Origin of the sequence: Pseudomonas sp. Os17, assembly GCF_001547895.1 — a bacterium.
In the GTDB taxonomy this organism is placed as follows: Bacteria; Pseudomonadota; Gammaproteobacteria; order Pseudomonadales; family Pseudomonadaceae; genus Aquipseudomonas.
Genome location: NZ_AP014627.1, coordinates 4,302,864 through 4,326,311, shown reverse-complemented (window position 1 = coordinate 4,326,311; position 23,448 = coordinate 4,302,864). Strand labels below are relative to the sequence as shown.

17 protein-coding genes and 1 pseudogene are annotated in these 23,448 nt (G+C 64.6%); 11 read left to right on the top strand and 7 right to left on the bottom strand.

Going from position 1 to position 23,448, the window contains the following annotated elements; translation table 11 throughout:
* Window positions 1-106: 106 nt before the first annotated feature.
* From POS17_RS18960 to POS17_RS18950, 3 genes and pseudogenes are all read left to right on the top strand, one after another.
* Complete coding sequence (locus tag POS17_RS18960) at window positions 107-1,825, top strand: ATP-binding protein (protein ID WP_060839998.1); 1,719 nt, start codon at window positions 107-109, stop codon at window positions 1,823-1,825.
* Between the two features lie 96 nt (window positions 1,826-1,921).
* Window positions 1,922-4,588, top strand: a pseudogene (locus POS17_RS18955) (excinuclease ABC subunit A).
* Between the two features lie 134 nt (window positions 4,589-4,722).
* On the top strand, window positions 4,723-4,956 hold the full coding sequence (locus tag POS17_RS18950) for a DUF465 domain-containing protein (protein ID WP_060839997.1): 234 nt from the start codon (window positions 4,723-4,725) through the stop codon (window positions 4,954-4,956).
* Between the two features lie 101 nt (window positions 4,957-5,057).
* On the opposite strand, the gene POS17_RS18945 is transcribed toward POS17_RS18950, so the two are convergent.
* Window positions 5,058-6,161, bottom strand: a complete 1,104-nt coding sequence (locus POS17_RS18945) for an SMP-30/gluconolactonase/LRE family protein (RefSeq protein ID WP_060839996.1) — start codon at window positions 6,159-6,161, stop codon at window positions 5,058-5,060.
* A gap of 25 nt (window positions 6,162-6,186) precedes the next feature.
* On the bottom strand, window positions 6,187-7,362 hold the full coding sequence (locus POS17_RS18940) for a sterol desaturase family protein (RefSeq protein ID WP_060839995.1): 1,176 nt from the start codon (window positions 7,360-7,362) through the stop codon (window positions 6,187-6,189).
* Between the two features lie 154 nt (window positions 7,363-7,516).
* Here POS17_RS18940 and POS17_RS18935 point away from each other — a divergent pair, with 154 nt between their 5' ends.
* The 5 genes from POS17_RS18935 (at window position 7,517) to POS17_RS18915 (ending at window position 12,209) form a co-directional block, all read left to right on the top strand.
* Entirely contained in the window at window positions 7,517-7,990 is a 474-nt protein-coding gene (locus POS17_RS18935) for a hypothetical protein (protein ID WP_082729912.1), read from the top strand.
* A gap of 332 nt (window positions 7,991-8,322) precedes the next feature.
* Window positions 8,323-8,871 carry a fimbrial protein gene (locus POS17_RS18930; RefSeq protein ID WP_060839994.1) on the top strand — a complete coding sequence of 183 codons (549 nt, stop codon included), beginning with the start codon at window positions 8,323-8,325 and terminating at the stop codon, window positions 8,869-8,871.
* A gap of 78 nt (window positions 8,872-8,949) precedes the next feature.
* Window positions 8,950-9,681 (top strand): fimbrial biogenesis chaperone, encoded by a 732-nt coding sequence (locus tag POS17_RS18925; RefSeq protein ID WP_060841976.1) that lies wholly within the window; start codon window positions 8,950-8,952, stop codon window positions 9,679-9,681.
* 109 nt (window positions 9,682-9,790) lie between these two features.
* The gene (locus POS17_RS18920) at window positions 9,791-12,028 is read left to right on the top strand and encodes a fimbria/pilus outer membrane usher protein (protein WP_159426430.1); all 2,238 of its coding nucleotides are present in this window, start codon (window positions 9,791-9,793) and stop codon (window positions 12,026-12,028) included.
* Entirely contained in the window at window positions 11,988-12,209 is a 222-nt protein-coding gene (locus POS17_RS18915) for a FimD/PapC C-terminal domain-containing protein (RefSeq protein WP_159426429.1), read from the top strand. The genes POS17_RS18920 and POS17_RS18915 overlap by 41 nt, the downstream gene beginning before the upstream one ends.
* An 86-nt stretch (window positions 12,210-12,295) precedes the next feature.
* On the opposite strand, the gene POS17_RS18910 is transcribed toward POS17_RS18915, so the two are convergent.
* Both POS17_RS18910 and POS17_RS18905 read right to left on the bottom strand, forming a co-directional pair.
* The gene (locus tag POS17_RS18910; protein ID WP_060839991.1) at window positions 12,296-15,886 is read right to left on the bottom strand and encodes an ATP-binding protein; all 3,591 of its coding nucleotides are present in this window, start codon (window positions 15,884-15,886) and stop codon (window positions 12,296-12,298) included.
* A gap of 10 nt (window positions 15,887-15,896) precedes the next feature.
* Window positions 15,897-16,520, bottom strand: coding sequence for a response regulator transcription factor (locus tag POS17_RS18905; protein ID WP_060839990.1), 624 nt, complete (start codon window positions 16,518-16,520; stop codon window positions 15,897-15,899).
* A gap of 335 nt (window positions 16,521-16,855) precedes the next feature.
* On the opposite strand from POS17_RS18905, the gene POS17_RS18900 reads away from it, so the two are divergent.
* Together POS17_RS18900 and POS17_RS18895 are read left to right on the top strand one after the other, a co-directional pair.
* Entirely contained in the window at window positions 16,856-17,812 is a 957-nt protein-coding gene (locus POS17_RS18900; protein WP_060839989.1) for a fimbrial protein, read from the top strand.
* 145 nt (window positions 17,813-17,957) lie between these two features.
* A complete protein-coding gene (locus tag POS17_RS18895; protein WP_082729909.1) occupies window positions 17,958-19,199 on the top strand; it encodes an EAL domain-containing protein in 1,242 nt (413 codons plus the stop codon).
* Window positions 19,200-19,221: 22 nt separating this feature from the next.
* On the opposite strand, the gene POS17_RS18890 is transcribed toward POS17_RS18895, so the two are convergent.
* Together POS17_RS18890 and POS17_RS18885 are read right to left on the bottom strand one after the other, a co-directional pair.
* On the bottom strand, window positions 19,222-19,848 hold the full coding sequence (locus POS17_RS18890; protein ID WP_060839987.1) for a response regulator transcription factor: 627 nt from the start codon (window positions 19,846-19,848) through the stop codon (window positions 19,222-19,224).
* A gap of 392 nt (window positions 19,849-20,240) precedes the next feature.
* A complete protein-coding gene (locus tag POS17_RS18885) occupies window positions 20,241-20,714 on the bottom strand; it encodes a hypothetical protein (RefSeq protein WP_060839986.1) in 474 nt (157 codons plus the stop codon).
* A 200-nt stretch (window positions 20,715-20,914) separates the two neighbouring features.
* Between POS17_RS18885 and POS17_RS18880 the strand changes: the two genes are divergently transcribed.
* Window positions 20,915-21,820 carry a LysR family transcriptional regulator gene (locus tag POS17_RS18880; protein WP_060839985.1) on the top strand — a complete coding sequence of 302 codons (906 nt, stop codon included), beginning with the start codon at window positions 20,915-20,917 and terminating at the stop codon, window positions 21,818-21,820.
* A 267-nt stretch (window positions 21,821-22,087) separates the two neighbouring features.
* On the opposite strand, the gene POS17_RS18875 is transcribed toward POS17_RS18880, so the two are convergent.
* On the bottom strand, window positions 22,088-23,446 hold the full coding sequence (locus tag POS17_RS18875) for an OprD family outer membrane porin (RefSeq protein WP_060839984.1): 1,359 nt from the start codon (window positions 23,444-23,446) through the stop codon (window positions 22,088-22,090).
* Between the last annotated feature and the right edge of the window lie 2 nt (window positions 23,447-23,448).

The following is a 23,448-nucleotide window of genomic DNA, read 5'->3' as shown; positions in this document are numbered from 1 at the left end:
CAATTTCCGTGAAACCATCGGCAGAGGCTGTGCTCAAAGGCTCTGGAGGCTGTGCTGCAACCTCTTGAAAATCCATGCTGTATCACGTTTTTCGCAGAGTCCGTTCATGCCGTTCTTATCAGATCATCACGGGTGCCAGGGGTGGAAAGGCGAGATGGCCGAACGCATCCGGGCCTTCGACTGGTCCGTCACCAGCCTGGGTTCATTGCGCAACTGGAGCCACAGCCTGCGCAGCACGGTGCAACTGATGCTCGGTTCGCCGGTGCCGATGGTGATGCTCTGTGGCCCTCTGGGCTACATGATCTACAACGATGCCTACGCGGTTTTTGCCGGCGGTCGCCATCCCTATCTGCTGGGCTGCGCGGTGGAGCTGGGGTGGCCGGAAGTCGCCGAGTTCAATCGCGGGGTGATGAACACCTGCCTCAATGGCGGCACCTTGTCCTACCGCAACAAGGAGCTGGTGCTGCTGCGCAACGGCGAGCCGGAAAGCGTCTGGCTGGACCTCTATTACAGCCCGGTGGCCGGCGACGACCAGGCGCCGGCCGGGGTGATCGCCATCGTCGTGGAAACCACCGGCCACGTGATTTCCGAACAGCGTCGGCAGGCCGCCGAGGACAACCTGCGGCAGATGGCGCGCAGTCTCGAACAGCGGGTACTGGAAGAGGTCAACGCGCGTCTGGCCGCCGAAGAGCAACTGCGCCAGTCACAGAAGCTCGAAGCCATTGGCGGCCTCACCGGCGGCGTGGCCCATGACTTCAACAACCTGTTGCAGGTGATCGCCGGCAACCTGCACCTGCTGGCCCGGCACGAGCCGGACAACAGCAATGTGCAGCGCCGCACCCGTGCCGCGCTGACCGCGGTGGAGCGGGGGGCCAAGCTGTCGGCCCAGTTGCTGGCCTTCGCCCGGCGCCAGCCGCTGTCACCGGCGCTCTACGATCCCCGGGAGCTGGATCAGGGGCTGGCTGAACTGCTGCGACGGGCCCTGGGGGAAACCATTCGCCTGCAGGTGCAACTGCCCGCCGAGCCCTGGTGCATCCATGTGGATCGCAACCAGCTGGAGAATGCCGTGCTCAACCTGGCGATCAACGCCCGGGATGCCATGGCCGGCGAGGGCACCATCGGCATCAGCGTGGAGAATCTGCTGCTGGATCGACAGTTCTGCGCCGGCACGGACCTGAGCCCCGGCCAGTACCTGCGGCTGACGGTGGCCGACAGCGGTGGTGGCATGTCCGCCGAGGTGCTCAAGCAGGCCTTCGAGCCGTTCTTCACCACCAAGGCCGACGGCCACGGCACTGGCCTGGGGCTGAGCATGGTGTTCGGCTTCGTCAAGCAGAGCGGCGGCCATATCGAGATTCTCAGCCGCCCGGGGCAGGGCACAAGGGTGCAGATGTACTTTGCCCGCAGTGTCGCCCAGCCCGCCTTGCCGGCCGTTGGCCCGGTGCCGCGGGCGAACGCGGGCCAGGAGCGGATCCTGGTGGTGGAGGACGACACCGATGTGCGCAGCGCCGCGGTGGAGATGCTCAAGCACGAGGGCTATCAGGTGTGCTCTGCGGCCAGCGGCGATGCCGCCATGCAACTGCTGCTGCAGGGGCTGGCGGTCGACCTGATCTTCACCGACGTGGTGATGCCGGGGCTGATCAAGAGCACCGACCTGGCCACCTGGGCCAGGACCCAGGCGCCGCCGGTCGCGGTGCTGTTCACCTCGGGGCATACCCGGGACATGATCTCGCGCAATCACCAGCTCAGCCCGGACACCCACCTGCTGAGCAAGCCCTACGCCCCCGAGGACCTGAGCGCCATGGTGCGCTCGTTGCTGGGGGGCTGAGCCGATTCCCACCGCCGCACCAGGGCGTGCCCCGGCACCGGCGGTTCGCCCAGGGTGGGTTTGCGTCCCTTCCGATCTCCAACTGCAGGCAGGTTCATGACTTCTTCGTCCCATGTCCCCCATGACGCCCTGGCGAGCACGCCACCTTCTGATCGCGACGGTTTCGTCCGGGTGCGCGGCGCCCGCGAGCACAACCTGAAGAATGTCGACGTGGACATTCCCCGGGATGCCCTGGTGGTGTTCTGCGGGGTGTCCGGCTCGGGCAAGTCGTCCCTGGCGTTTTCCACCCTGTATGCCGAGGCCCAGCGGCGCTATTTCGAGTCGGTGGCGCCCTATGCCCGGCGCCTGATCGATCAGGTCGGGGTGCCGGATGTCGATCGCATCGACGGCCTGCCGCCGGCGGTGGCCCTGCAACAGCAGCGCGGCACGCCGAGCACGCGCTCCTCGGTGGGCAGCGTGACCACCTTGTCCAGCTTGGTGCGCATGCTCTATTCCCGGGCCGGCAGCTACCCGCCGGGGCAGCCGATGCTCTATGCCGAGGATTTTTCACCGAACACCCCCCAGGGCGCGTGTCCGCAGTGCCACGGCCTGGGCCGGGTCTATGCCGTCGATGAAGCGAGCATGGTCCCCGATCCTTCGCTGAGCATCCGCCAGCGCGCCGTGGCCGCCTGGCCGCTGGCCTGGCAGGGGCAGAACCTGCGGGACATCCTGGTAACCCTGGGCTACGACGTGGACATTCCCTGGCGCGAACTGCCGAAAAAACAGCGCGAGTGGATTCTCTTCACCGAAGAGACTCCCACGGTGCCGGTGTACGCCGGGCTGACCCCGGAGCAGACCCGCGAGGCCCTCAAGCGCAAACAGGAGCCGAGCTACATGGGCACCTTCAGCGGTGCCCGGCGCTATGTGCTGCACACCTTCACCCACACCCAGAGCGCGCTGATGAAAAAGCGCGTGGCGCAGTTCATGCGCGGCAGCCCGTGCCCGCTGTGCGAGGGCAAGCGGCTCAAGCGCGAGGCCCTGGCGGTGACCTTTGCCGGGCTGGATATCGGCGAGCTGGCGCGCTTGCCGTTGCTGCAACTGGCCGAGGTGCTGCGGCCGGTGGCCGCCGCGGCTTACCTGGAGCAGGCCTCCGCCGATGAGCCGGTGCTGAGCCACGCCCAGACCCGCGCCGCGCGCCAGCAGCGCCATGCCCGGGGCGCCCCGGAGCATCGCGGCGCGCCGGATGTGCGGCACACCCCCAACCTGTCCCCGGAGAAACGCCTGGCCGCGCAACGCATCGCCCAGGACCTGCTGGAGCGGGTCGCCACCCTGACCGACCTGGGGCTGGGCTACCTGGCCCTGGAGCGCAGCACGCCGAGCCTGTCCAGCGGCGAGTTGCAGCGCCTGCGCCTGGCGACCCAGCTGGGCTCGCAGCTGTTCGGGGTGATCTACGTGCTGGACGAACCGTCGGCGGGCCTGCACCCGGCGGATGCCGAGGCGCTGTTCCAGGCCTTGCAACGGCTCAAGGCCGCCGGCAACTCGCTGTTCGTGGTGGAGCATGATCTGCAGACCCTGCGCCGTGCCGACTGGCTGGTGGACGTGGGGCCGGCGGCCGGGGAGCGGGGCGGCCAGGTGCTGTACAGCGGTCCGCCGGCGGGGCTGGCGGCGGTCACGGCTTCCCCGACCCGGGCCTATCTGTTCGCCGAGCGGGCCCCGGCCCGGCGCACCCCGCGCCAGCCCCGGGGCTGGCTGCGCCTGGAGGGGGTCAGCCGCAACAACCTCAAGGACCTGGATGCCGCGTTTCCCCTGGGTTGCTTCACGGCCGTGACCGGGGTGTCCGGGTCCGGCAAGTCCAGCCTGGTGAGTCAGGCCCTGCTGGAACTGGTGGGGGCCCATCTGGGCAAGGTGGGCGGCGGCGAGGAGGCGCCGGAGCTGGACCTGGAAGACGACGCGCCGCCAAGCAGCAGCGGTCGGGTCAGTGCCGGCCTGGAGCAGATCAAGCGCCTGGTGCAGGTGGACCAGAAGCCCATCGGCCGTACCCCGCGCTCCAATCTGGCGACCTACACCGGGTTGTTCGATCAGGTACGCAAGCTGTTTGCCGCCACCCCCGAGGCCCGGGAGCGCGGCTTTGACGCCGGGCAGTTTTCCTTCAACGTGGCCAAGGGCCGTTGCCCGGCCTGCGAGGGCGAAGGCTTTGTCAGCGTCGAGCTGCTGTTCATGCCCAGCGTCTTCGCCCCATGCCCCACTTGCCAGGGGGCCCGTTACCACCCCGAGACGCTGGCCGTGACCTAGCAGGGCCTGAACATCGCCCAGGTGCTGCAACTGAGTGTCGAGCAGGCCTTGCCGGTGTTCGCCGAGCACGCGGGCATCCGCCGCGCCCTGCAAGTGCTCTGCGACATCGGCCTGGATTACCTGCGCCTGGGGCAGCCGGCCACCGAGCTGTCCGGCGGTGAGGCCCAGCGCATCAAGCTGGCCACCGAGCTGCAGCGCAATGCCCGGGGCGCGACCTTGTACGTGCTCGACGAACCCACCACCGGCCTGCATCCGCAGGACGTGGACCGGTTGCTTGCCCAGTTGGACAAGCTGGTGGAGGCGGGCCACAGCGTGGTGGTGGTCGAGCATGACATGCGCCTGGTGGCCCAGGCCGACTGGGTCATGGACATCGGCCCGGGCGCGGGGGACCAGGGCGGCACCCTGGTGGCCTGCGGCACGCCGGAGCAGGTGGCCCGGCAGCGCGACAGCCGTACCGCCGCGTTTCTGGCCCAGGCCCTGGCCGGGCATTGATCCAGGGCAGGGCGGGCGACGAACGGTTACCGCTGGTCTGATTGGCGGTCGACAGACCCGGGGCGCGAAGGCCATTCTGATCACCGGCAGGGGCGTTATCCGGCCCTTGCTGCCATCAACCACGGAGGTGTTCCATGCCGGTGACCCACGACCTTTACCAGGACCTGAGCTGCAGTAAGGAAGACATTCAAAAGCGTCGGGCCAGTGACCCCCACCTGAATGCTCTGTTCGACAAATACACCATCATCGATGATCAGGTGCTCAAGGCCGAAGCGGCGGCTGCTGCCGACGACGAACTGAAGAAACTCAAGGAAAAGCGCCTGCTGATCAAGGACGAGATCTCCGAGAAACTCACCGCCGGTTCCTGACCTTCCCCTGTGGCCAGGGCGCTTGCTCCTACCGGGCGCAGCCGCCCTGACGCCCGCCGGGCTGTCACGCCCCGGCGCGGCGCATCCCATCCCTCATCCGCTCAAGGCGCCAGTGCCTCCTGCAACGGCAGGCGCGCCATGTGCCGGGCCGTCAGCGACCCCAGGTACAGCGCATCGCCGTATTCGCGCACCGTGGTGATTGGCGAGTAGTTGCCACTGCTGGCGTCCTGCAGGTTGGCGATCACCCGGCCCTGGGTGTCCAGGCCCAGCACAAAGCCGCGCTTTTCCACCGGTTTGGGCAATACCGTCATCGCCCGCACCAGCATCTTGCGCACCAGCGGATAGGGCGCCGTGCCGTCGAGCAACGGGTTGCGCGGCGCATACAGGGCCACCCAGAAACGCCCGGCGCCGTTGAAGCTTAAGTTGTCCGGCAGCCCCGGCAGGTTGTCGATGAACAGGTCGTGCCGGCCGGCCTGATCGCCCTTGAGCCAGTAGCGGCTGATGCGGTAGGCGCCGGTTTCATTGACCAGCACATAGGCCTCGTCCGGTCCCAGGGCGACGCCGTTGGCGAACTCCAGGCCCTCCAGCAGCACCTCGGTCTTGCCGCTCTGGAAGTCGTAGCGCAGCAGGCGCCCATCGGCGCCGTGCTCGATCACCGCTTCACCGTCATGGCCGTAGCCCCAGCGGCTGCTGGCGTCGCTGAAATAGGCGTAGCGCCCGGCGGCGTCCACCGCCACATCGTCGGTAAAACCGAATGCCAGGCCATTGGCGGCGGTGCTCAGGGTCTGCAACTGGCCTTGGCTGTCCAGGGCCAGCAGGCCCTTGATGGCATCGGCGATGATCAGGCGTCCATCCGGGTGCCGGGCCAGCCCCAGGGGGCGGCCGCCGGTGTTGACCAGCACCTTGAGGGTGCTGCCGTCGAGGCGGGTCTGGATCACCCGGCCGTCATGCAGGCCGCTGATCAGTTGGTCCTGTTCCAGCAGCAGGGCTTCGGGGCCGTCGATATCCCGGGCGCCCACCGCTTGCAGCGCCTTGAGTTTCTGGTTCTCGGCGAACGCGCCCTGGCTCAGGGACGGTGCCGGCGCCGGGTGCCAGGCCACCGGCTGGACCCGGGTCGGCCACAGCAGCAGGAAGGCCAGGATCGCCAGCAGCACCAGCAGGACAATCCGCGCAGCGCTGAAACGTCGAGGGGCTATGTGATTCATGCAATGACTCCTGTCGGGGGCGGCCTCAGGCCGGGTGGCCTGGCGCCGGGGCGGGCGGCAGTGGAATGGCGTGCTGGGCCGTTTCGCACAATGCCAGCAATGAGGCGGCGGATTCTCGCTCAATCCGCCGCTTGAATAACAGCTGATTGCCCAGGCGCATCAGCAGAGGTTCGAAGCGATATTCCAGGGTGCGGATAAAGCGTGTGCGTTGGGCCGCCAGCGCCTGGCACTCATAGGTCAGGCGCAATGCCAGGCCATGCTCGCCCCGGGCGCTGGCGCGCCAGCGCTGCCCCGGCAGGTACTCCTCGACCCGCCAGCTAAGGTGGCCGCTGCGCCCGCCGGCATGGATGTCTTCCTCGAAACCCTGCCCGGCGAACAACGGGCCAGCGTCGCCCAGCACCTGCAACGAGGACGGGTGCCATTGCGGCCAGCAGCGCGGACTGGCGGCATAGGCCAGGGTGGCCTCGGCGCTGCGCGGAATATCGCCCTGATGCTGCATGCGGGTCATGGGCCTGGCCGGGTCGAAGGCGGTCGCCGCGGACGAAGATTCCTCGGGCTGCCAGTACAAGGTGCCGAACAGCCAGTCCATCAGCGGCAGGACGATATTGAAATTGCGCTCCTGCATCAGTTCCCGGCGGTGATGCAGCTCGTGCAGGCGACGCATCTGCCGCACCCAGGGCAGGCGCGCCAGGGGGTGGCTGGCGGGCAAGTGCTCGCAGGCATGGAAGACTTCATAGGCCATGTAGCCGATCAGGGTGCAGCTGGCGAACAGCGCCGCCACGTTGCCGTTCCACAGGCGCAGCAAGGCCCACAGCGGCAGGGCGAAGAGCAGGCTGTGGACCACGATCAGCCAGGCCGGAAACAGGATCACCCGCCAGTCCTTGCGGCCTTGATAGCTCATCAGCCCGGGGGCGAAGAAACTGTGGTGGTCGCCGGTATGGCGGGCATAGAACAGCCGTGTGAAGCGGCGCTTGTGATGCCCCAGCCAGCGGTGCACCAGGTAGATGCACAGGTTGAAGAACAGCAGCGCCAAGGGCACCGCCAGCCATTCCAGGGGCTGCACCTGGCGCAGGGTGCTGCACAGCAGGGCGACGCACAGCAAGCCATAGCCCAGGACAAAACCGCCATGCAGCCATGGGTTGTAGCGCGGACTGACCGCGGCTCGATACTGCTCGCGAAAGTGTTCGATGGTGTCTCGCACGACGCTGTTCCTGTTGTTGTTTTTGTCGGCTGCAGCGTAGCCGCCGGCGCTTTATCCGGCCAATGGGCAGGGGGCAACGGGCAAAAACTCATGAGGCAAGAAGATCGATGGCCGTGCACAATCCCGCCCTTTTACGCTTGCAAGGGCCTGCGCCATGACCGAGGTTCGTTACCCGCGCTTCAAGGTATTCATGAGCTTTATCCTGTGTCCCCTGGTGCCGGGTTTTGTCGCCGGGCTGATCAATAGCGTGCTGCTGGTGGCGCACATAGCCACTCATCCACGGCTGATTGGCGAGGTGCGTGGCGGCGAGATCCTGCTGATGCCGTTGCTGACGCCGCTGGTGGCGGTCCTGGTGTTTTTCCTGCCGTTGCTCGGGCTGGCCCTGGGCGCGTCCCTGCTCAAGGTCAGGCGCTCGGCGCGCAGCTGCAATGCCCTGGCGCTGCTCGGCGCCGTGCTCGCCACCGGCTGGGTAGCGCTGTTTATCCGCGAGGTGGTCACGCACAGCGCAAGGGCCCGCTATGACGACTACTGGCTAGGGTTGTTCCTGGTGTTCCTGGCCGCCCTCGTCACCTGCTGGTCGACGGCGCGGCTGTTTCTGCCGCCGCGCCTCCAGGAGCCGCGTTCATGATGCCTGCTCGGGTCTAGTCGGGTCCGGCCAGGATCCAGCGCCGGGCTGGCGCTAGCTGGGCAGGGCGATCGGCGTTGGGCAGGCATCACGCGCACAGGCTCTGCGCCGAAAAAAAGCGCCCGGCGCGGGCTTCTTAGTTGTTGCAGGCCCTTCGGGCCAAGGCTTTCGGGGGGGCTCGAGGCCGAACGTCTTGATGGGCCTCCGGTTTGCAATCAAGAATCTTCTCGGTCACGCCCGAGAGCCGTCCTATCTCATTCACAAGTTAACGTTTGTAGGCTTTCCAGGCCTTGAGGAGCAAGGCAAACGTCAAACACGAGATAGGTATAAAACCCATGAAATTCATCAAGTCCGCACTGTCTGTCGCTGTGTGCTGTGTCGCTGCCCAGGCCATGGCGGCCGACGGCGAAATCAACTTCACCGGCTCGATCACTGCCAATACCTGTTCGGTGAGTGTCGGCGACCTCAACGGCGGTGCCGGCGTTAATGTTTCCCTGGGCAACGCGCCCGCCCTGTCGCTGAAAAAGGCCGGCGATACCGCTGGCGCCGGTTCCTTTGCCCTGACCATGACGGCACCGAAGGACGACAAGGATTGTGTGCTGACCGGCAAGACCGCCACCGTGCGCTTTCTCAGCATGAACGGTGCCGCCGGCCCCAACGGTGAGTGGCTGGCCCTGGAGGGCGCAGGCGGCGCCGGGGTGGCCAAGAATGTCGCGGTGCAGATTCGCGACGCCAAGGGCGTGGACGTGCAACTGGGCCGGGCTTCCAGCGAGTACGCGGACCTGACCCAACCGATGCGTTTCACCGCCAACTACATCGCCACCGGTGAAGCCACGCCGGGCACCGCCAACGCCAAGGCGTCCTTCAGCGTCGACTACAAGTAAACGCGTTCCGGCCGGGGCTCCTGCCTGTGACTTGGGGGCCTCGGCATGCCCTGTTCCCTGCCTCAGGTTCTGATCGATATGACTACTTTCCCTCGCTTTCGCGGCGCGCTGCTGTGCGCGTCCCTGGCGCTGCTCTGGCCCGTCCCCCAGGCCAGCGCCGGCATCATGCTCAATGGCACGCGGATCATCCTCAACGCCGATGAACGCAGTGCCTCGACCATCGTCTCCAACCTCACCAGCAGCGATTACGCGGTGCAGACCTGGGTCAATGACGCCGCGGACAGCAAGGGCTCGCTCAGCCCGTTCATCGCCATGCCGGCGCTGTTCAAAGTGCGCGCGGGCGAGGAGCAGGTGGTACGGATCATCAAGACGCCCGGGCAACTGCCGGAGGATCGGGAGTCGGTGTTTTATTTCAATGCCCAGGAAATTCCCCTGCTGGAGCAAAAGCAGGAGAACACCCTGAAAGTGGCGGTGCGCACCCGGGTCAAGCTGTTCTATCGGCCCGGCCACTTGCCGGGCAGCGCTCAGGACGCGCCCGGCCAGTTGACCTGGAAACTCCTGGCGCAACCGTCGGGAACGGTGTTGCAGGTGACCAACCCGAGTGCCTATCACATCACTTTCATCGCTATCCGGGTGATGGATGGAGACACCCCGATCGAGCTGCAGGACGTCGACATGGTGGCCCCCAAGTCCACCCAGGACTTCCCTCTCAAACGCCGGCTCAAGTCCGGCAGCGCCACGGTGGAATTCTCGATCATCAATGACTACGGGGGTTACAGCGATCCGTTGAAGTCCAGTGCGACGTTCTGAGCCAATGACGTGCCTACGGAATGAAACCAGCGCAGTCATGCAGAGGGTCAAGTTCGGGATGTGTGTGTGTTTGAAAAACTGGGTCGGTTGTTTGGCCGGATCGCTATTGTTGGCCGCCCTCAAGAACAGCGCAGGTGTCGCCGCAGAGTTCGATAGCGGATTCGTGGCGGATTTTGGCGGCAGCGGTGCGCTGAAAAGCGATCTCGAAGCCATGCTCCATGAGCAGGACGTGGGTCCGGGCCGCTACCTGGTGGAGATCAGTCTCAACCGTGATTATTTTGCCCAGCGCGACCTCAGCTTTGTCCCCGGCGACAAGGGCCTCAAGGCCTGCCTGCCGCAGGCACTGCTGACGGAAATGGGAGTCAAGCTGCCTCCCTTGCAGGCCCCCGGCATCGATGAGCAATGCCTGGACTTGCCCGGGCTGGTGCAAGGCGCGAGCGTGAATTTCGACAGCCGCCAGCTCCGGCTGGACATCAGCGTGCCGCAGATAGCCATGAACCGCGATGCTCGGGGCTATGTGGCGTCCGAAGAGTGGGACAGCGGGGTCAATGCCGGCTTTCTCAACTATCAGTTCTCCGGATCCCAGAGCAGGAACCCGCAGCGCAACGCGGCCAACTATTACCTCTACCTCAATGGCGGTCTCAACCTCGGCGACTGGCGCCTGCGCTCCAGTTCGTCCTATCGCAAGGACGGCACCTGGGAGCGTGCCGCCAGCTATGTGCAACGCGACCTGCCGGGGACCCTGGGCAGCCTGACCCTGGGTGAAAGCGTGACCCCGGGAGACACCTTCCAGAGTGTGCCGTTTCGTGGCGTGCAACTGGCCAGCGACACGCAGATGCTGCCTGACTCGCTGCAGGGCTATGCGCCGGTGATCCATGGCGTGGCGCAGAGCCAGGCCCGGGTCGAGGTGCGTCAGCACGGCTATTCGCTGTACAGCACCTTCGTCTCCCCGGGGCCTTTCGAGATCCGCGACCTCAACGCCGCGTCCGGCAGTGGTGACCTGGAGGTGATCATCACCGAGGCCGATGGCAGCGAGCGGCGTTTCATCCAGCCTTACGCGACCCTGGGCAACCTGCTGCGCGACGGCACCTGGCGCTACAGCCTCAGCGCCGGCCAGTACCATGAGCCGAGCTCGCAGGTAGAGCAGCCGACCTTCACCCAGGCATCCCTGGCCTATGGCATGCCGCGGGACTACACCCTGTCCCTGGGCGGGTTGCTGGGGGAGGGCTATCGCGCCTATCAAGTCGGTGTGGGCAAGGGCCTGGGCACCTTCGGCGCTTTGTCCCTGGACGTGACCCAGGCCATGACCGACACCCCGCTGGGGTCGCTCAGTGGACAGAGTTATGGCCTGCGCTACGGCAAGGCGTTCGCCACCGGCACCAACCTGCGCTTTGCCGGCTATCGCTATTCGACCCCCGGCTACCGGTACTTCAGCGAGGCCGTGAGCCAGAGCACCTGGGACAGCGATCACGATGCGGACGGCCGCTATCGGCGGGTCAGCCGGCGCAGTCGACTGGAGGCTAACCTTTCCCAGGCCTTTGCCGACAGCACCTCGCTGTACCTGAACCTGTCGCAACAGGACTACTGGAACTCGTCCCGGCAGCAACGTCAGGTGCAGTTCGGGGTCAGCGGCCAGGTGCAGCGGGTCAACCTGTCGCTGTACGCCAGCAAGAGCCTGAGCGACAGCGATGACCAGGGCGTGCAGGTGGGCCTGACTCTGAGCTTCCCGCTGGGTCGGCAGAACGCCAGCGTCAGCCTGGAGCGCAATGCCGACGGCAGCCACGACCAGCGCCTGGGCCTGAGCGGCCTGGCGGGGGACTACCACAACCTCAACTACAACCTGGACATGTTGCGCAGCGAGCATTCGGCCAACACCGGCTCGGCTTCCGTCGGCTATCGCGCGCCCTGGGCCAACCTCAATGCCGGCCTGAGCAGCAGCAGCGCCTACAAGACCGCCAACGTCGGCATCTCCGGCTCGGTACTGGCCCACCCCGGTGGTGTGCAACTGGGCCAGAGCCTGGGCGAAACCATGGCCCTGGTGGAGGTCAAGGACACCCCCAATGTGGGGGTCAACAATGCGCCGGGCACCTTTACCGATGCCAAGGGCTACAGCCTGGTGCCCTATGTGCAGCCGTACCGGCGCAACCGCATCAGCCTGGACACCAGCAAGCTGGACGCCAACACCGACATCGACAGCGGCGTGAGCACCGTGACCCCGCGGCGCGGTGCGGTGGTGCTGGCGCGCTTCAAGGCCCGGCACACCGAGAAGGTGCTGGCCAGCGTGACCCTGCCCGGGGGGCGCGGTGGTGCCGTTCGGCGCGGCGGTGCTGGATGCCGCCGGGCATAAGGTCAATGCCGTGGGACCCATGGGTCAGGTGTTGCTGGCGGTGGGCGAGAGTCGCGACTTCCGCCTGGTCTGGGGGACCGCCGCCAGTCAGCAATGTGCCTTCACCCTGGACCTGCAACAGACCCGGGAACAGGAAGGCTTCAAGCTGGCGAACCTGCGTTGCGCGCCCTTGGGCCACTAGCGCCCGGTCCCGGCGTCAGACCCGGCCCGCAAGCTTCGGCTTGCGGGCTTTTTTTGACTCTGCATCCGGGCTTGGTGCGCCCGGGGTCAATGCGGCTGGGCGGAAGTGGCCAGGGTGCTGTTGAGCTGTTCCATCAGGGTCCTGACCTCCTGGCACAGATGGGCCAGGGTGTCGACGGCGGCGTTGTCCGCCAGGGCTTGCTCCAGGGTTTCGCACAAGCGCAGCAGGGCGTCGGACTGCATCATCTGCGCCGAGCTTTTCAGCTTGTGGGCCTGGCTGGCCAGGGTCTTGAAGTCGAGGCGGGCCATGGCCTCCTCCAGGGCCTGAAGGTCCTGCTGATTGCAGACGATCAGGTGGCCCAGCAGGCTGCGGCGCTTGTCCTCCGGCAGGTTGAATAGCAACAGCGCCGAGCTGCCGTCTTCCACTTCCTGCGGCGTCCTGCTCTCGCTGAACAGCGGCACGTAGCGGGCCAGCATCGACACGCTCAAGGGCTTGAGCAGGCAGGCATCCATGCCGGCGGCGAGGCCGGCCTGCATATCCTCGCCCCGGGCGCTGGCGGTGGTGCCGATGATGGTGCAGGGGGGCATGCGCATCTGCTGTTCCAGGCGGCGGATCTCTTCGGTCAGGCCGATGCCGTCCAGCTCCGGCATGTTGCAGTCGGTGATGATCAGGTCGACCTCGTTGTCCTCCCAGATGAACAGCGCCTCAAGCCCATCGTGGGCCAGGATTGGCAGGTGGCCGAGCAGTTCGATCTGCTCCTTGAGCAGGGTCAGGCTCGGCAGGTGGTCCTCGACGATGAGGATCTTCAGGCGCCGCTGGATGGGCGCCGCCGGTTCGCTCTTGGGCAGCGCCAGTGGGGTGTCGCTGGGGGGGGCTTCTTCGGCGCAGGCGGTCAGGGTCATGGTGGTGCCCTTGCCCGGGGTGCTGTCCACCAGCAGGTCGCCATCGATGATCCGGCTCAGCGACTGGCAGATACACAGGCCGATGCCGGCGCCACTGTTGCGGTTGACGGTGACCCGGGAGAAGGGCGTGAACAGGCTGGCCATGTCGGCCGGATCGATGCCCGGGCCGGTGTCCTGCACGCTGATGGAGAAGGCGAAGCGCTGTTCGCCCAGCGCCACGCCCTGGACCCGCAGGGTGATGTCGCCACTGTCGGTGAACTTGATCGCGTTGCTCATCAGGTTGGAGAGGATCTGCTTGATCTTCAGCCGGTCCAGGCGCAATGGCAGGTCGGCGCAGGCATCGAAGTGGGTGATGATCGACAAGCCCTTGCGGGTCGCCAGGCTGTCGAAGATCCCGCGGATCGAGGTCACTATCTGCCGCAGGGTGCAGGTTTCCAGGTGCAGGCGGGTCTGCCCGGATTCGATGCTGGAGATATCCAGGATGCCCCCCAGCAGCTCCAGCAGGCTGACGGCCGCCTCGTGGGCCAATTGCAGCGATTCGAGGTTCTTGCCCTGGGGCGCCTTGCGGGTCAGTACCAGCTCCAGCATGCCGATGATGGCATTCATCGGGGTCCTGATTTCGTGGCTCATGGTGGCCAGGAAGGTCGACTTGGCGCTGTTGGCCCGGTCGGCGGCCTCCTTGGCCTGGCGCAGTTCTTCGAGGATGCGCAGGCGATCGCCGATATCCAGCCAGCCGCAGACCACGCCGAACACCTGCTGCTGATCGTCGCGCAGCGGCTGGATCCAGTGGTAGATATCCAGGCTCTGGCCGCCCAGGTGCAGGGTCTGGTCCCGGGCAATCGCGCTGCCCGATCGCACCACCTGCTCATAGTCGTGCTGCCATTGATTGACCACGGTGCGGCTGAGCAGCGCGTCGAGGACCTTGCTGTTGGTGCTGGAGGTGGCGCCAGGGGCGAAGGTCTGGGCGTAGGGGGTGTTGAACAGCAACAGCTCGCCGTCACGGTCACGCACGTAGATCGGGTGGGGAATGCTGTCGACGATGTTCTGGATCAGGCTCAGGCGCTCCTGCAATTGCTTGCGCACGATGGATTTCTTGAAGATCAGCTTGCGCAGGTAAAGGATCCAGATGCAGGTGGCCAGAAGCAGGACGAAGGAGACGCTGAGCACCTGATAGACCCGCAGGGTCACCTGTTCCCAGTACTTGTTGTCGGTGGCGGCGTTGGCCCGCCAGCGTCCGGAAATGGCCGCGGTCTCGCTCGGGGAAATGCGCAGCAGGGCCTTTTCGATGATGGAGATCAGCACCTTGTTCTGCGGCTGGCTGGCGAGGCCGATCCGTGCGTTGACGCCCTTGAGCAGGCCCGAGACTTTCAGCGCGTCCTCGTATTTGTAGGACAGGTAGTAGCGGGCCTGGTTGGTGGAGGTCAGGGTGAAGTCGCTGCCGCCGTCGCGTACCCGGTTCAGGGAGTCGGCGACGTTGTCGGTGGTGTGGATCTTCAGGTGCGGGTAGTTCTGGCGGATGTGTTCCAGCAGGGCGTCGGAGGTGGGCAGGGCGATGCTCTGCTCGGGACTGTCCTTGAGGTTGAATTCCTCGGGGCCGTTGTTTCGGGTGATCAGGGTATAGGGCGTGGTGATGACCGGGCGGGTAAACAGGTACTTGCGATCCCGCGAGTCGGTTTCCGACATGATTCCCAGGTCCACTTCGCCCTTGTCGAGCAGTTCCATGGCCTTGTGCACCGAGCGGGTGCGGACGATCTCGAAGCGCAGTCCGGAGTTCAGGCGCACCAGTTCCAGAATGTCGGACATGGTGCCGCCGAACTGGCCGCTGTTGTCGAACAGCGCGTAGGGCGCGAGGTCTTCGCTGACGGCGATCCGGAAGGGCCTCTTGCTCTGCAGCAGCTGCTTTTCCTCGTTGTTGAGCACGCTGACGAATTCGTCATCGCTGCACTTGAGGGTCACCACCCACCAGTTGACCATCCGGATGATCTGGCAGCGGCTGCGCGACTGCAGCTGCTGGTTGAGGATCGAGACCAGGCGCCGGTTTTGCCCGGTGTAGGCAAAGCCGATGTAGGCCTCCAGGCCGTTGACGCTGATGTTGGTCACCAGCTGATTGTTGAAGCTCTGGTTCAGCAGGTAGTTGGTGCTGACGGTGTCGCCCAGGTAGGCCTGGGCCTGCCCCTTGAGCACGGCGGCGATGGCTTCATAGGGCGACTGGTAGTTCTTGATGGTGGCGCTGCGGAAGATCTTGAAGGTGTTCTCGTCGATGAAGCCGTCGGGGGTGGAGGAAATCTGTGCCGCAGGGTCGCGCAGGTCCACGTCAAGCAGGCTGCCGGTGGTGGAATACAGGGCGATCTGGGTATAGGCGTAGGGCGAGGAGATTTGTACGCCGTACTTTTCCGCCTCCGGTTGGGTGGCGGCATCCACCAGATCGATTTCTCCCGCTTGCAGTGCCTTGAAGGCGCTCATGCGGTCCGGATAGCTGCTGATCTCGAAGCGGATGTTGAGGACTTTCTGCAGCGCCAGCAGGTTTTCCGCAAGGATGCCTTCCAGCTGTTTTTTCTCGGTGAAGATGGTCAGCGGCGGGTAGTCGGGGTAGGTCACGCCGATTCTGACCGGCTTGCGCTGGCTGAGCCAGGCCCGGTCTTGCTCGGTGACCTGGGCGGAGAACTGCAGGGCTTGTCCCCGTGACGATAACTGGAAGGGATCGGCACCTTGGACAACGGCGGGCAGCAGGGCCGTGAACAGAGTCAGGAGTAGCGTCAGGTAGATGGGATTCATAGGGCGCAGGTCAAAGCAGATTCATTTCTTTGGCTATGCTGGCCAGCTCTATGGTAGTGCGTACCCCCAACTTGCGAAGAATGTTGATCTTGTGTCCGCTGACCGTCTTGTTGCTCAAGTGCAGGCGTTCACCGATGGCCACATTACTCAGTCCCTGGACCAGTAGTTGCAAAACGATGATTTCCTTATTGGTGAGTCTCTGCGAAGCCGACTCGTTGTTCTGCCCGTGTTCCATGTAATGGGCCAGTACTTCCTTGGGGAAGTAAAGATAACCGTCATTGATGGTGTTGAGCCCCTTCACCAGTTCATCCATGTTGGCGCTCTTGTTGATGAAGCCCAGGGCTCCGGCTTGCATGCAGCGGGCCGCATAAGTGCTGGCCAATTGCGAGGTGAAGACCAGGGTCTTGATCTTGAGGTTTTCCGAGTGGATGCGTTGCAGCACCGACAGCCCGTCCAGGCTATCGAGACCGATATCCAGCAGCAGGTACTCCGGGGCCAGGCTGCGGATCTTGGCGAGGGCGTCCAGGCCATCGGTGGATTCGGCAACGACCTGATAGCCATGTTGCTCCAGCGTGACTCTGATCGCCCCGCAGATAATCGGGTGATCATCCACGATCAGTACGGTTCTCGTCATGGTTTCCTCATTCTGATTCTTACTTGGAGAGTGTTTATAGCGGTATACGATAAAGCTCCGGTTTAACATCCGAATTATACCTGCGCACCCTCTTGGACGGTTCTAAAGAGCAGTGCGCTGACGGACTTTTAAGGATGTTCTTGGTTTTCTACAAGAAGCTTCTTGGGTTTTTTGGCGGGTGCTTTTGTTAGCCTGTTGACTCTTTTAGTTGTGCTGGAAAAGAGCATCAGAGGCAGTTAATGCACGGTCGATTATTGTTTTTGCTTTGTTGCATAAGTGGCGGCGCCTGGGCCGATTGCACCGGTGGTGATACTGAAAGTTATCTGGACTTCGACATGGGCACTCAGTATGTGCCCCGTGATGCGCCCATCGGTTCGGTGATCGGCACGGCCAATGTCCGTTATTCCTATCAGCACTCCAGCGATATCGTCTGCAATGTCGGCGATTTGTGGGAAGTCAGGATCAATGGATGGCCAAAGGTGAAGGGCATCACTCTGCCGCCGATTACTGGGCTGGAGATGAGCAATGCAATGATCTCCAAGACTAATGTGCCTGGCGTGGGCTTGGTGATGACGGCGCCGGGACGTTCAATGAGCAAGTGGAGTGCCGTCAGCGGAGTGAGTCCTTATGTGCCCTTCAAGCTGAGCAACACCCAGCCGTTGACTATTGTCGATCCGGTGATTACCACGTTTACGCTGGTCAAGATCAGCAACGAGATTCCCATGGGCACTTCGGCCATCAAAAGCAGTAGCTCGGCACTGGGTTTCTGGTCTGGCAAACGACGTTTTCACAGCGTGTTTCTGATGGGGACCGTGGTGCGTTCCGAGTGTTCTCTGGAATCGGCCAACACCGTCATCGAAGTGCCCATGGGCGAGGTCATGCGTCGCCAGTTCAACGGCAAGGACAGCCACATGGACAGCAAGGATGTGGTCATTCCCCTGACCAACTGTACGGCGGGCACCTACCCGACGGATCAGGGCTGGAACTACTATCAGAACGCCAACGCCCACCTGCGCCTGGAGGGCGTCCAGGGCTCGGCGATCCTCGACGCCCATCGGGGCATTCTCGGCCTGACGTCGGACTCCACCGCCAAGGGCGTGGCGGTGCAGGTCCTGCGCAAGGATGGCGTCACCCCCTTGCCCCTGGGGCAGGAGGTATCGATGGCCCGTCTCAGCGGCAGCCAAATGAACATCGAACTCAAGGCCCGCTACATCCAGACCTCCGATTCGGCGGCAGGCCCCGAGCCGGGTAAGGCCAATGCCCGGGCGGCCTTTACCCTGACCTACAAGTAACCGCAGCGACTGGTCACACCCGCCCCTGGGGGCGGTGGGGCCGGCAAGGGCATGAACTCGGAAAGCTCTTGCTCCGATTCAGGAAGCGTCCTGAGTTCAAGCGAAGCTGTTTTGGATAGGATGATTTTTTTCCGGAGCTGTCTTGATGTCGACGTTGAGCGTACTGCTGTTGTGTTCGAACGCTTTTCGGGTTCGACGCCTTTCAAGAATACTCACAGCCTCCGGGGTTGCCCGGGTTCAGGTGATCGGTCAGGAAAGCCAATGGGCGCAGTTCCCGCCCGAGTTGGATGAACTGGACCTGGTGATCTGCGATTCCCTGCAGTCGCTGACGGCCATCTACTACCTGCGCCGGCTCTGCGAGCACTATGGCTTTTTCTCGATGATCGAATGCGAGGCCCTGGATGCGCCCATCCGCTGGGGGCTGGCGAATTTCCGCGCACATTCGGGCAAGTACTGCGCCGGCAGCTACAGCGACCTGGACACCACGCAGATCAGCGGCTTGCTGCTCAAGGCCTTGACCGTGAAGCGCGCGGTGCATAAGCACACCCGCAGCAGCACCCTGGCCGCGCCGAAACGCCCCCCCGCCAGCAACGACTGGGTGGCGCAACGGGATGTGTTTCAAGCCCTGGCCGCGCAGCAGTTCATTCCCTACTTCCAGCCTCAGGTGTGCCTGCGCACCCGACGCATCACCGGTGTCGAGGTCCTGGCCCGCTGGCAGCATCCCGACAAGGGCGTGCTGGGGCCGCAATTCTTCCTCGACCTGTTCGACAGTCCGTCGCGGCATCGCCAGTTGTTCGAGTGCCTGGTGCACCAGGGGCTGCAGGTGCAACGGCAATTGCAAGGCACGCCAGGCGGCGAGGCGCTGGTGTTTTCCTACAACATCGAGGCCAGTCAATTGACCGACCCCGAGTTTGCCGCCCGGGTGTTGCAGCAGATCGACGCCGCCGGGGTGCCCAAGACTCAGGTCACCCTGGAGATCACCGAGCGCCAGGCCCTGATCCTGGACATGCAGAGCATTGAGAACATCAGCGTTCTGCTCAACAGCGGGGTACGCCTGTCCCTCGACGACTTTGGCACCGGGCATTCGTCGATCATGCGTCTGGCGGACATTCCCTTCGGCCAGATCAAGCTCGACTCGGGCTTTGTCGCCAGTGCCCTGGGGCACAAGGAAACCCGGATCATTGAGGCCCTGGTGGGGCTGGCCCGTTCGCTCGACCTGGAGTTGGTGGCCGAGGGCATCGAAACCGAGAAGCAGCGCCGGCATCTGCAGCGCCTGGGAATCGATGCGGCTCAGGGTTATCTGTTCCACAGGCCGATGAAGGGGGCGGCGCTGGCCCGGCTGCTGGCCATGGACAGCCCGCCGCTGCGGCTGATCCGTCAGGGCTAGTGCCACTGCGGGCCGGCACCGCTCACAGCAGGTCCATCTCCTTGGCGATGGTGGCCAGTTCGATGGTGGTGCGCACCCCGAGTTTCTTCAGCACATTGATCTTGTGCCCGCTGATGGTCTTGTTGCTCAGGTTGAGCTTGCTGGCGATTTCCAGGTTGCTGTAGCCGCTGGCCAGCAATTGCAGGATCACCAGTTCCTTGTTGGTCAGGTTGTTCAGTGCGTCATTGGCGGCGTGGCCGATTCCCCGGTACATCTCCAGGACTTCCTTGGGGAAATACAGATAGCCGTCGGCCAGGGCATTCAGGCCCTTGACCAGTTCCTGCAGGCCGGCGCTCTTGCTGATGAACCCCATGGCCCCGGCCTGCATGCAGCGCACGCCGTAGGTGCTGGCGCGATTGGCGGTGAACACCAGGGTCTTGACCTCCAGGTGATCCATGGCAATGCGTTGCAGCACCGAGAGCCCGTCCAGGTTGTCCAGGCTGATGTCCAGCAGCATGTAGTCCGGGCGCAGCTGGTGAATCTTCTCCAGCGCGTCGAAGCCGTCGGAGGATTCGCCGATCGGCTTGTAGCCATGTTCTTCAAGCAGCTCGGTGACGGCGGCGCAGATGATCGGGTGGTCGTCGACGATCAGTACACGTTTGTTCTTCATGAGGCCCTCGGAAGACACGCAAGGGAGAGCAGGTGGTTTTCTTGGCGAAAAATGGGTCACTCGACGGTCACTGTCTTTGTTGTGGGGGGCCTGGGCCTGATGACCCGTTGCAGGGGATCAAGGATTGTTTGCCTGGCCGAGGAGCGCCGGCATGGGCCCGGGGGCGCGAAGGCGTTGCCAGCGGCGCCAGCATGTTAGTTCAGAAAAACGGGCAATGGATTCGTGCAAGAAACGCCTTGTCGCTTTCCAAGAAGCTTCTTGCCGGGGCCTTCGCGCTGTCCTTGAGGGTCGTTCTCAAGTGGGAAGTTTGCGCTGTTGCACCTGCCGCTCAAGGACCGAGGGCAGGTGGCCGGCGTCAGATCGGAGGTCTGTCTGCGAGGGCTGGCAACGGGTTACGGCGCCTTCAGCAGCACATAGGCCTCACCGCCACGGCGATCGTGCATGAGGATGAAGGTCTGCCCGTCGAGGGTGATCTTGGTCGGCACGCTCTGGGCCAGCGGGGTGCTGGAAAACTTGCCGGCCATGCTCAGAAACTGCTGGGTCAGCGAGCTGTCGTTCTGGCTCGGGGTGGTGATAGCGCATTCCTTGCCGGCCTGGACCTGGACCCCCAGGGTCTGGTCCTCGTTCATGCCCATCTTGGCGAAGCCGGCATCGGTGAGTTCAAGAATGCCATGGGCCCGGGCGGCGGTTTCGGCACCGGCGAAGGACGGCGCGGATTTCAGGCAGATATCGCGAAAGGCCAGGATCCCGGCGGAGGTGATGGTGGGTTCCTGCCTGATTTCCCGGGTCACGCTGGAGCAGGCGCCGAGCAGCGCCAGAGCGGCGAGAAGTGAGGCTAGGGATGCGGTGCGGGGCAGAGTGTTCATGGAAATTCCTTGCAAACGGGCCGGCCAGGGCGCGGGGAATGGTGCTTGCCGAAGGAGGCGTCGGCGCTCTAGCAGGTTAGGCAGGGGCACCGTGCAGATCAATCTTTTGTGTGACATCCGCGGAGTCAGGAGCGATTGGCCAAGGGCTGGCGCAGTAATTGCGTGCCTGCTGGATCCGTTCAGCGAGGGGGCCTGTGGCCATGCAGTTACGAGCGTTGCGTTACTTCCACGAGGTGGCCCGGTGTGCCTCCCTGCGTCAGGCGGCCGAGCGTCTGTACGTGACGCCTACCGCCGTGAGCCGGCAGATCGAGCAGCTGGAGCACTTCTTCGGCACTGCGCTGATCGAGCGCGGCCCGCGGGGCATCCGCCTGACGGTGGAAGGCGAGTGCCTGGCCGAGCAGGTCAGCTCGACCTTGCGCGGCTTCGATCAGGTGCGCGACGTGATCGCCAGTCGCCAGAGCCAGGTGGCGGGTAACGTCAGCATCCATGTGTCGGAAAGTATCGTTTCCAGCGTGCTGGCGCCGGTGCTTGCGGCGTTCAACCGGGCCCATCCGAAAGTCACCTTCAATATCGTCATCGCCAGTGCCGGCGCCACCCTGGATGCCCTGTGCAGTGGCGAGGCCGACCTGGGGCTGGCCTTCTACCTGCCGGAGCGGGCCGAGGTGGACGTGACCGCCCATTGCCAGTTGTGGCACCGGGTGCTGGTCAGCGCCGAGCACCCGTTTGCCCAGTGCCCGAGCATTCGCCTGGCGGACCTGCAGGGCCAGCCCCTGGCGATTCCCGATTCCGCCTACGGCGTGCGCCAGGCCCTGGAAGGGGCGGCGAAGAAGCGCGGGGTGAGCATTCTGCCGGTGTTCACCACCAGTTCCCTGGAGGTGCAGAAAAGCCTGGCCCGCCAGCGCGCGGCGGTGCTGATCCTGCCCCAGGTGGATGCCGAGGCCCGGGACCTGGGGGATGGCCTGGTGGCGGTGCCGATCGACGACGAGTCCCTGGAGCGGATCCGCGTCGACCTGTGCGTGGTGCGCAACCGCCCCTTGTCGGTGGCCACCCTGAAATGCCAGGACATGCTCGCCCGGGCGATGCAGCGCTACGCCCTGGTCGATTGAGTCCCTGCATACATGACCCTGTAGCCGCTGCCGAGCCTGTGGCGAGGCTGCGACAAGGTCCGCAGGACCTTGCCTGGCGATCACCCGCCGACCACCACCGGGTGGATTTGAAATCGTTGCGTCTGCTGCGCAGCCGTACGCAGCCTGCGGCAGCGGCTACACGATCGTTCAGGGGTGGCTGTAGCCGCTGCCGAGCCGGTGGCGAGGCTGCGACAAGGTCCGCAGGACCTTGCCTGGCGATCTCTTGCCATCGCACCGCCCCATTCCTTAGAACAACTTGAACGGAAAGTTGCCCACCAGGCGGAACTCGTCATAGCTGCCGTCGATCTGCCCGCCGCTGGCGCGGTGGTTGTAGACGATGGTGCGCAGCACTGCATCCTTGAGCCGCCCGGATTGCACCACATACGCCAGCATCAGGCCGTTTTCGTCGTGCTTGGCGCCGTCCAGGCCGCGCACGTTGTAGCCGCGGTTGCGGCCGTTGCGATCGCCGTCGTAGTGCGTGCCATCGATGTCCCAGCCCTTGGCGTGCCACAGGCTGGCGCTCAGCCCGGGCACGCCGTAGGCGGTAAAATCCAGGTCGTAGCGCAGCTGCCAGGACTTTTCATTGGGGCCGTTGTAGTCCGAGTACAAGGAGTTGGCCATGTAGTTGCCGGTGGACTCCCAGACATAGTCGAAGTACTCGTTGCCGAACACCTGCTGCCAGGCCAGGGTCAGGCTATGGGCCTGATGGCTGCCGGTGATGGCCAGGCTCAGGGCGTCGTTGTCGATGTAGCCCAGGCGCTGCTGGCCCTGGTCTTGGGTGTGGTAGTAGTTGAACGCGGTCTTCAGCGCCAGCTGGCTTTTGTCCCCGGCTCGGTGGGTCAGGCCCAGGTAGTACTGGTCCCACATGTTCTCGAAGCGCGAGGCGTAGAGGCTGCCTTCCAGGCCCGGGCCGGGTTTCACGGTGGCCCCCAGGTAGCTGATGCGCTCACCGCTGTAGGCGCGGTTGCCGAAGGTGGTGGTCAGGCGCTCGCTGCCGGTGCCGGTGCGCGGGATGGCCCGGTCGAAGCTGCCCGCCTGCAGCGCCAGCCAATCGGTTTCGTTGCTGTACAGGCCCACGCCCTGAAAGCTTGAGGGCAGGGCGCGGTTGTCCTTGAAACGCAGCACCGGGTTGTCGGTCATCAGGCGCCCGGCCTTGAGCTCGGTGTTGGACAGGCGCAAGCGCACATCGCCGATGCCCAGGCGGCTCCAGGTGGGCAGGGCGTCGCCGTCGCTGTCCACCAGCACCCGGTCGCCGCCATTGGCCACCCGGCCATGACCGCGCTCCAGGTTCACCGCGCTGAACAGCGCGGCATCCACGCCCAGGCCGATCAGGCCCTGGGTGTAGCCCGAGCTGTACTTGAGCATGCCGGTCTGTACCCAGGTTTCCCGCACCCGGGTGCGTTCGATGCCGTCGGGCTTCTTGATGCTCAGGTAGGTGTCGCGCTGGGTGTGCTGGTTGGAATAGTAGTGGCGCAGGTTGAGGTCCAGGTGGCTGCCCTGGATGAACCCCGGCGCCTGGTCCTGCTGGCTCGGGCGCGGGTTGTCCTGGGCGATGACGGCGCTACTGGCCGCCAGTGCCAGGGTGAACAGTACAGGCTGTTGCATGG

What these genes read in the sequence shown, in the direction of transcription:
- POS17_RS18960 (WP_060839998.1), top strand. Translation starts at nt 107, where the DNA reads ATGCCGTTCTTATCAGATCATCACGGGTGCCAGGGGTGGAAAGGCGAG.
- POS17_RS18950 (WP_060839997.1), top strand. Translation starts at nt 4,723, where the DNA reads ATGCCGGTGACCCACGACCTTTACCAGGACCTGAGCTGCAGTAAGGAA.
- POS17_RS18945 (WP_060839996.1), bottom strand. Translation starts at nt 6,161, where the DNA reads ATGAATCACATAGCCCCTCGACGTTTCAGCGCTGCGCGGATTGTCCTG.
- POS17_RS18935 (WP_082729912.1), top strand. Translation starts at nt 7,517, where the DNA reads ATGACCGAGGTTCGTTACCCGCGCTTCAAGGTATTCATGAGCTTTATC.
- POS17_RS18930 (WP_060839994.1), top strand. Translation starts at nt 8,323, where the DNA reads ATGAAATTCATCAAGTCCGCACTGTCTGTCGCTGTGTGCTGTGTCGCT.
- POS17_RS18925 (WP_060841976.1), top strand. Translation starts at nt 8,950, where the DNA reads ATGACTACTTTCCCTCGCTTTCGCGGCGCGCTGCTGTGCGCGTCCCTG.
- POS17_RS18910 (WP_060839991.1), bottom strand. Translation starts at nt 15,886, where the DNA reads ATGAATCCCATCTACCTGACGCTACTCCTGACTCTGTTCACGGCCCTG.
- POS17_RS18905 (WP_060839990.1), bottom strand. Translation starts at nt 16,520, where the DNA reads ATGACGAGAACCGTACTGATCGTGGATGATCACCCGATTATCTGCGGG.
- POS17_RS18900 (WP_060839989.1), top strand. Translation starts at nt 16,856, where the DNA reads ATGGGCACTCAGTATGTGCCCCGTGATGCGCCCATCGGTTCGGTGATC.
- POS17_RS18895 (WP_082729909.1), top strand. Translation starts at nt 17,958, where the DNA reads ATGTCGACGTTGAGCGTACTGCTGTTGTGTTCGAACGCTTTTCGGGTT.
- POS17_RS18890 (WP_060839987.1), bottom strand. Translation starts at nt 19,848, where the DNA reads ATGAAGAACAAACGTGTACTGATCGTCGACGACCACCCGATCATCTGC.
- POS17_RS18885 (WP_060839986.1), bottom strand. Translation starts at nt 20,714, where the DNA reads ATGAACACTCTGCCCCGCACCGCATCCCTAGCCTCACTTCTCGCCGCT.
- POS17_RS18880 (WP_060839985.1), top strand. Translation starts at nt 20,915, where the DNA reads ATGCAGTTACGAGCGTTGCGTTACTTCCACGAGGTGGCCCGGTGTGCC.
- POS17_RS18875 (WP_060839984.1), bottom strand. Translation starts at nt 23,446, where the DNA reads ATGCAACAGCCTGTACTGTTCACCCTGGCACTGGCGGCCAGTAGCGCC.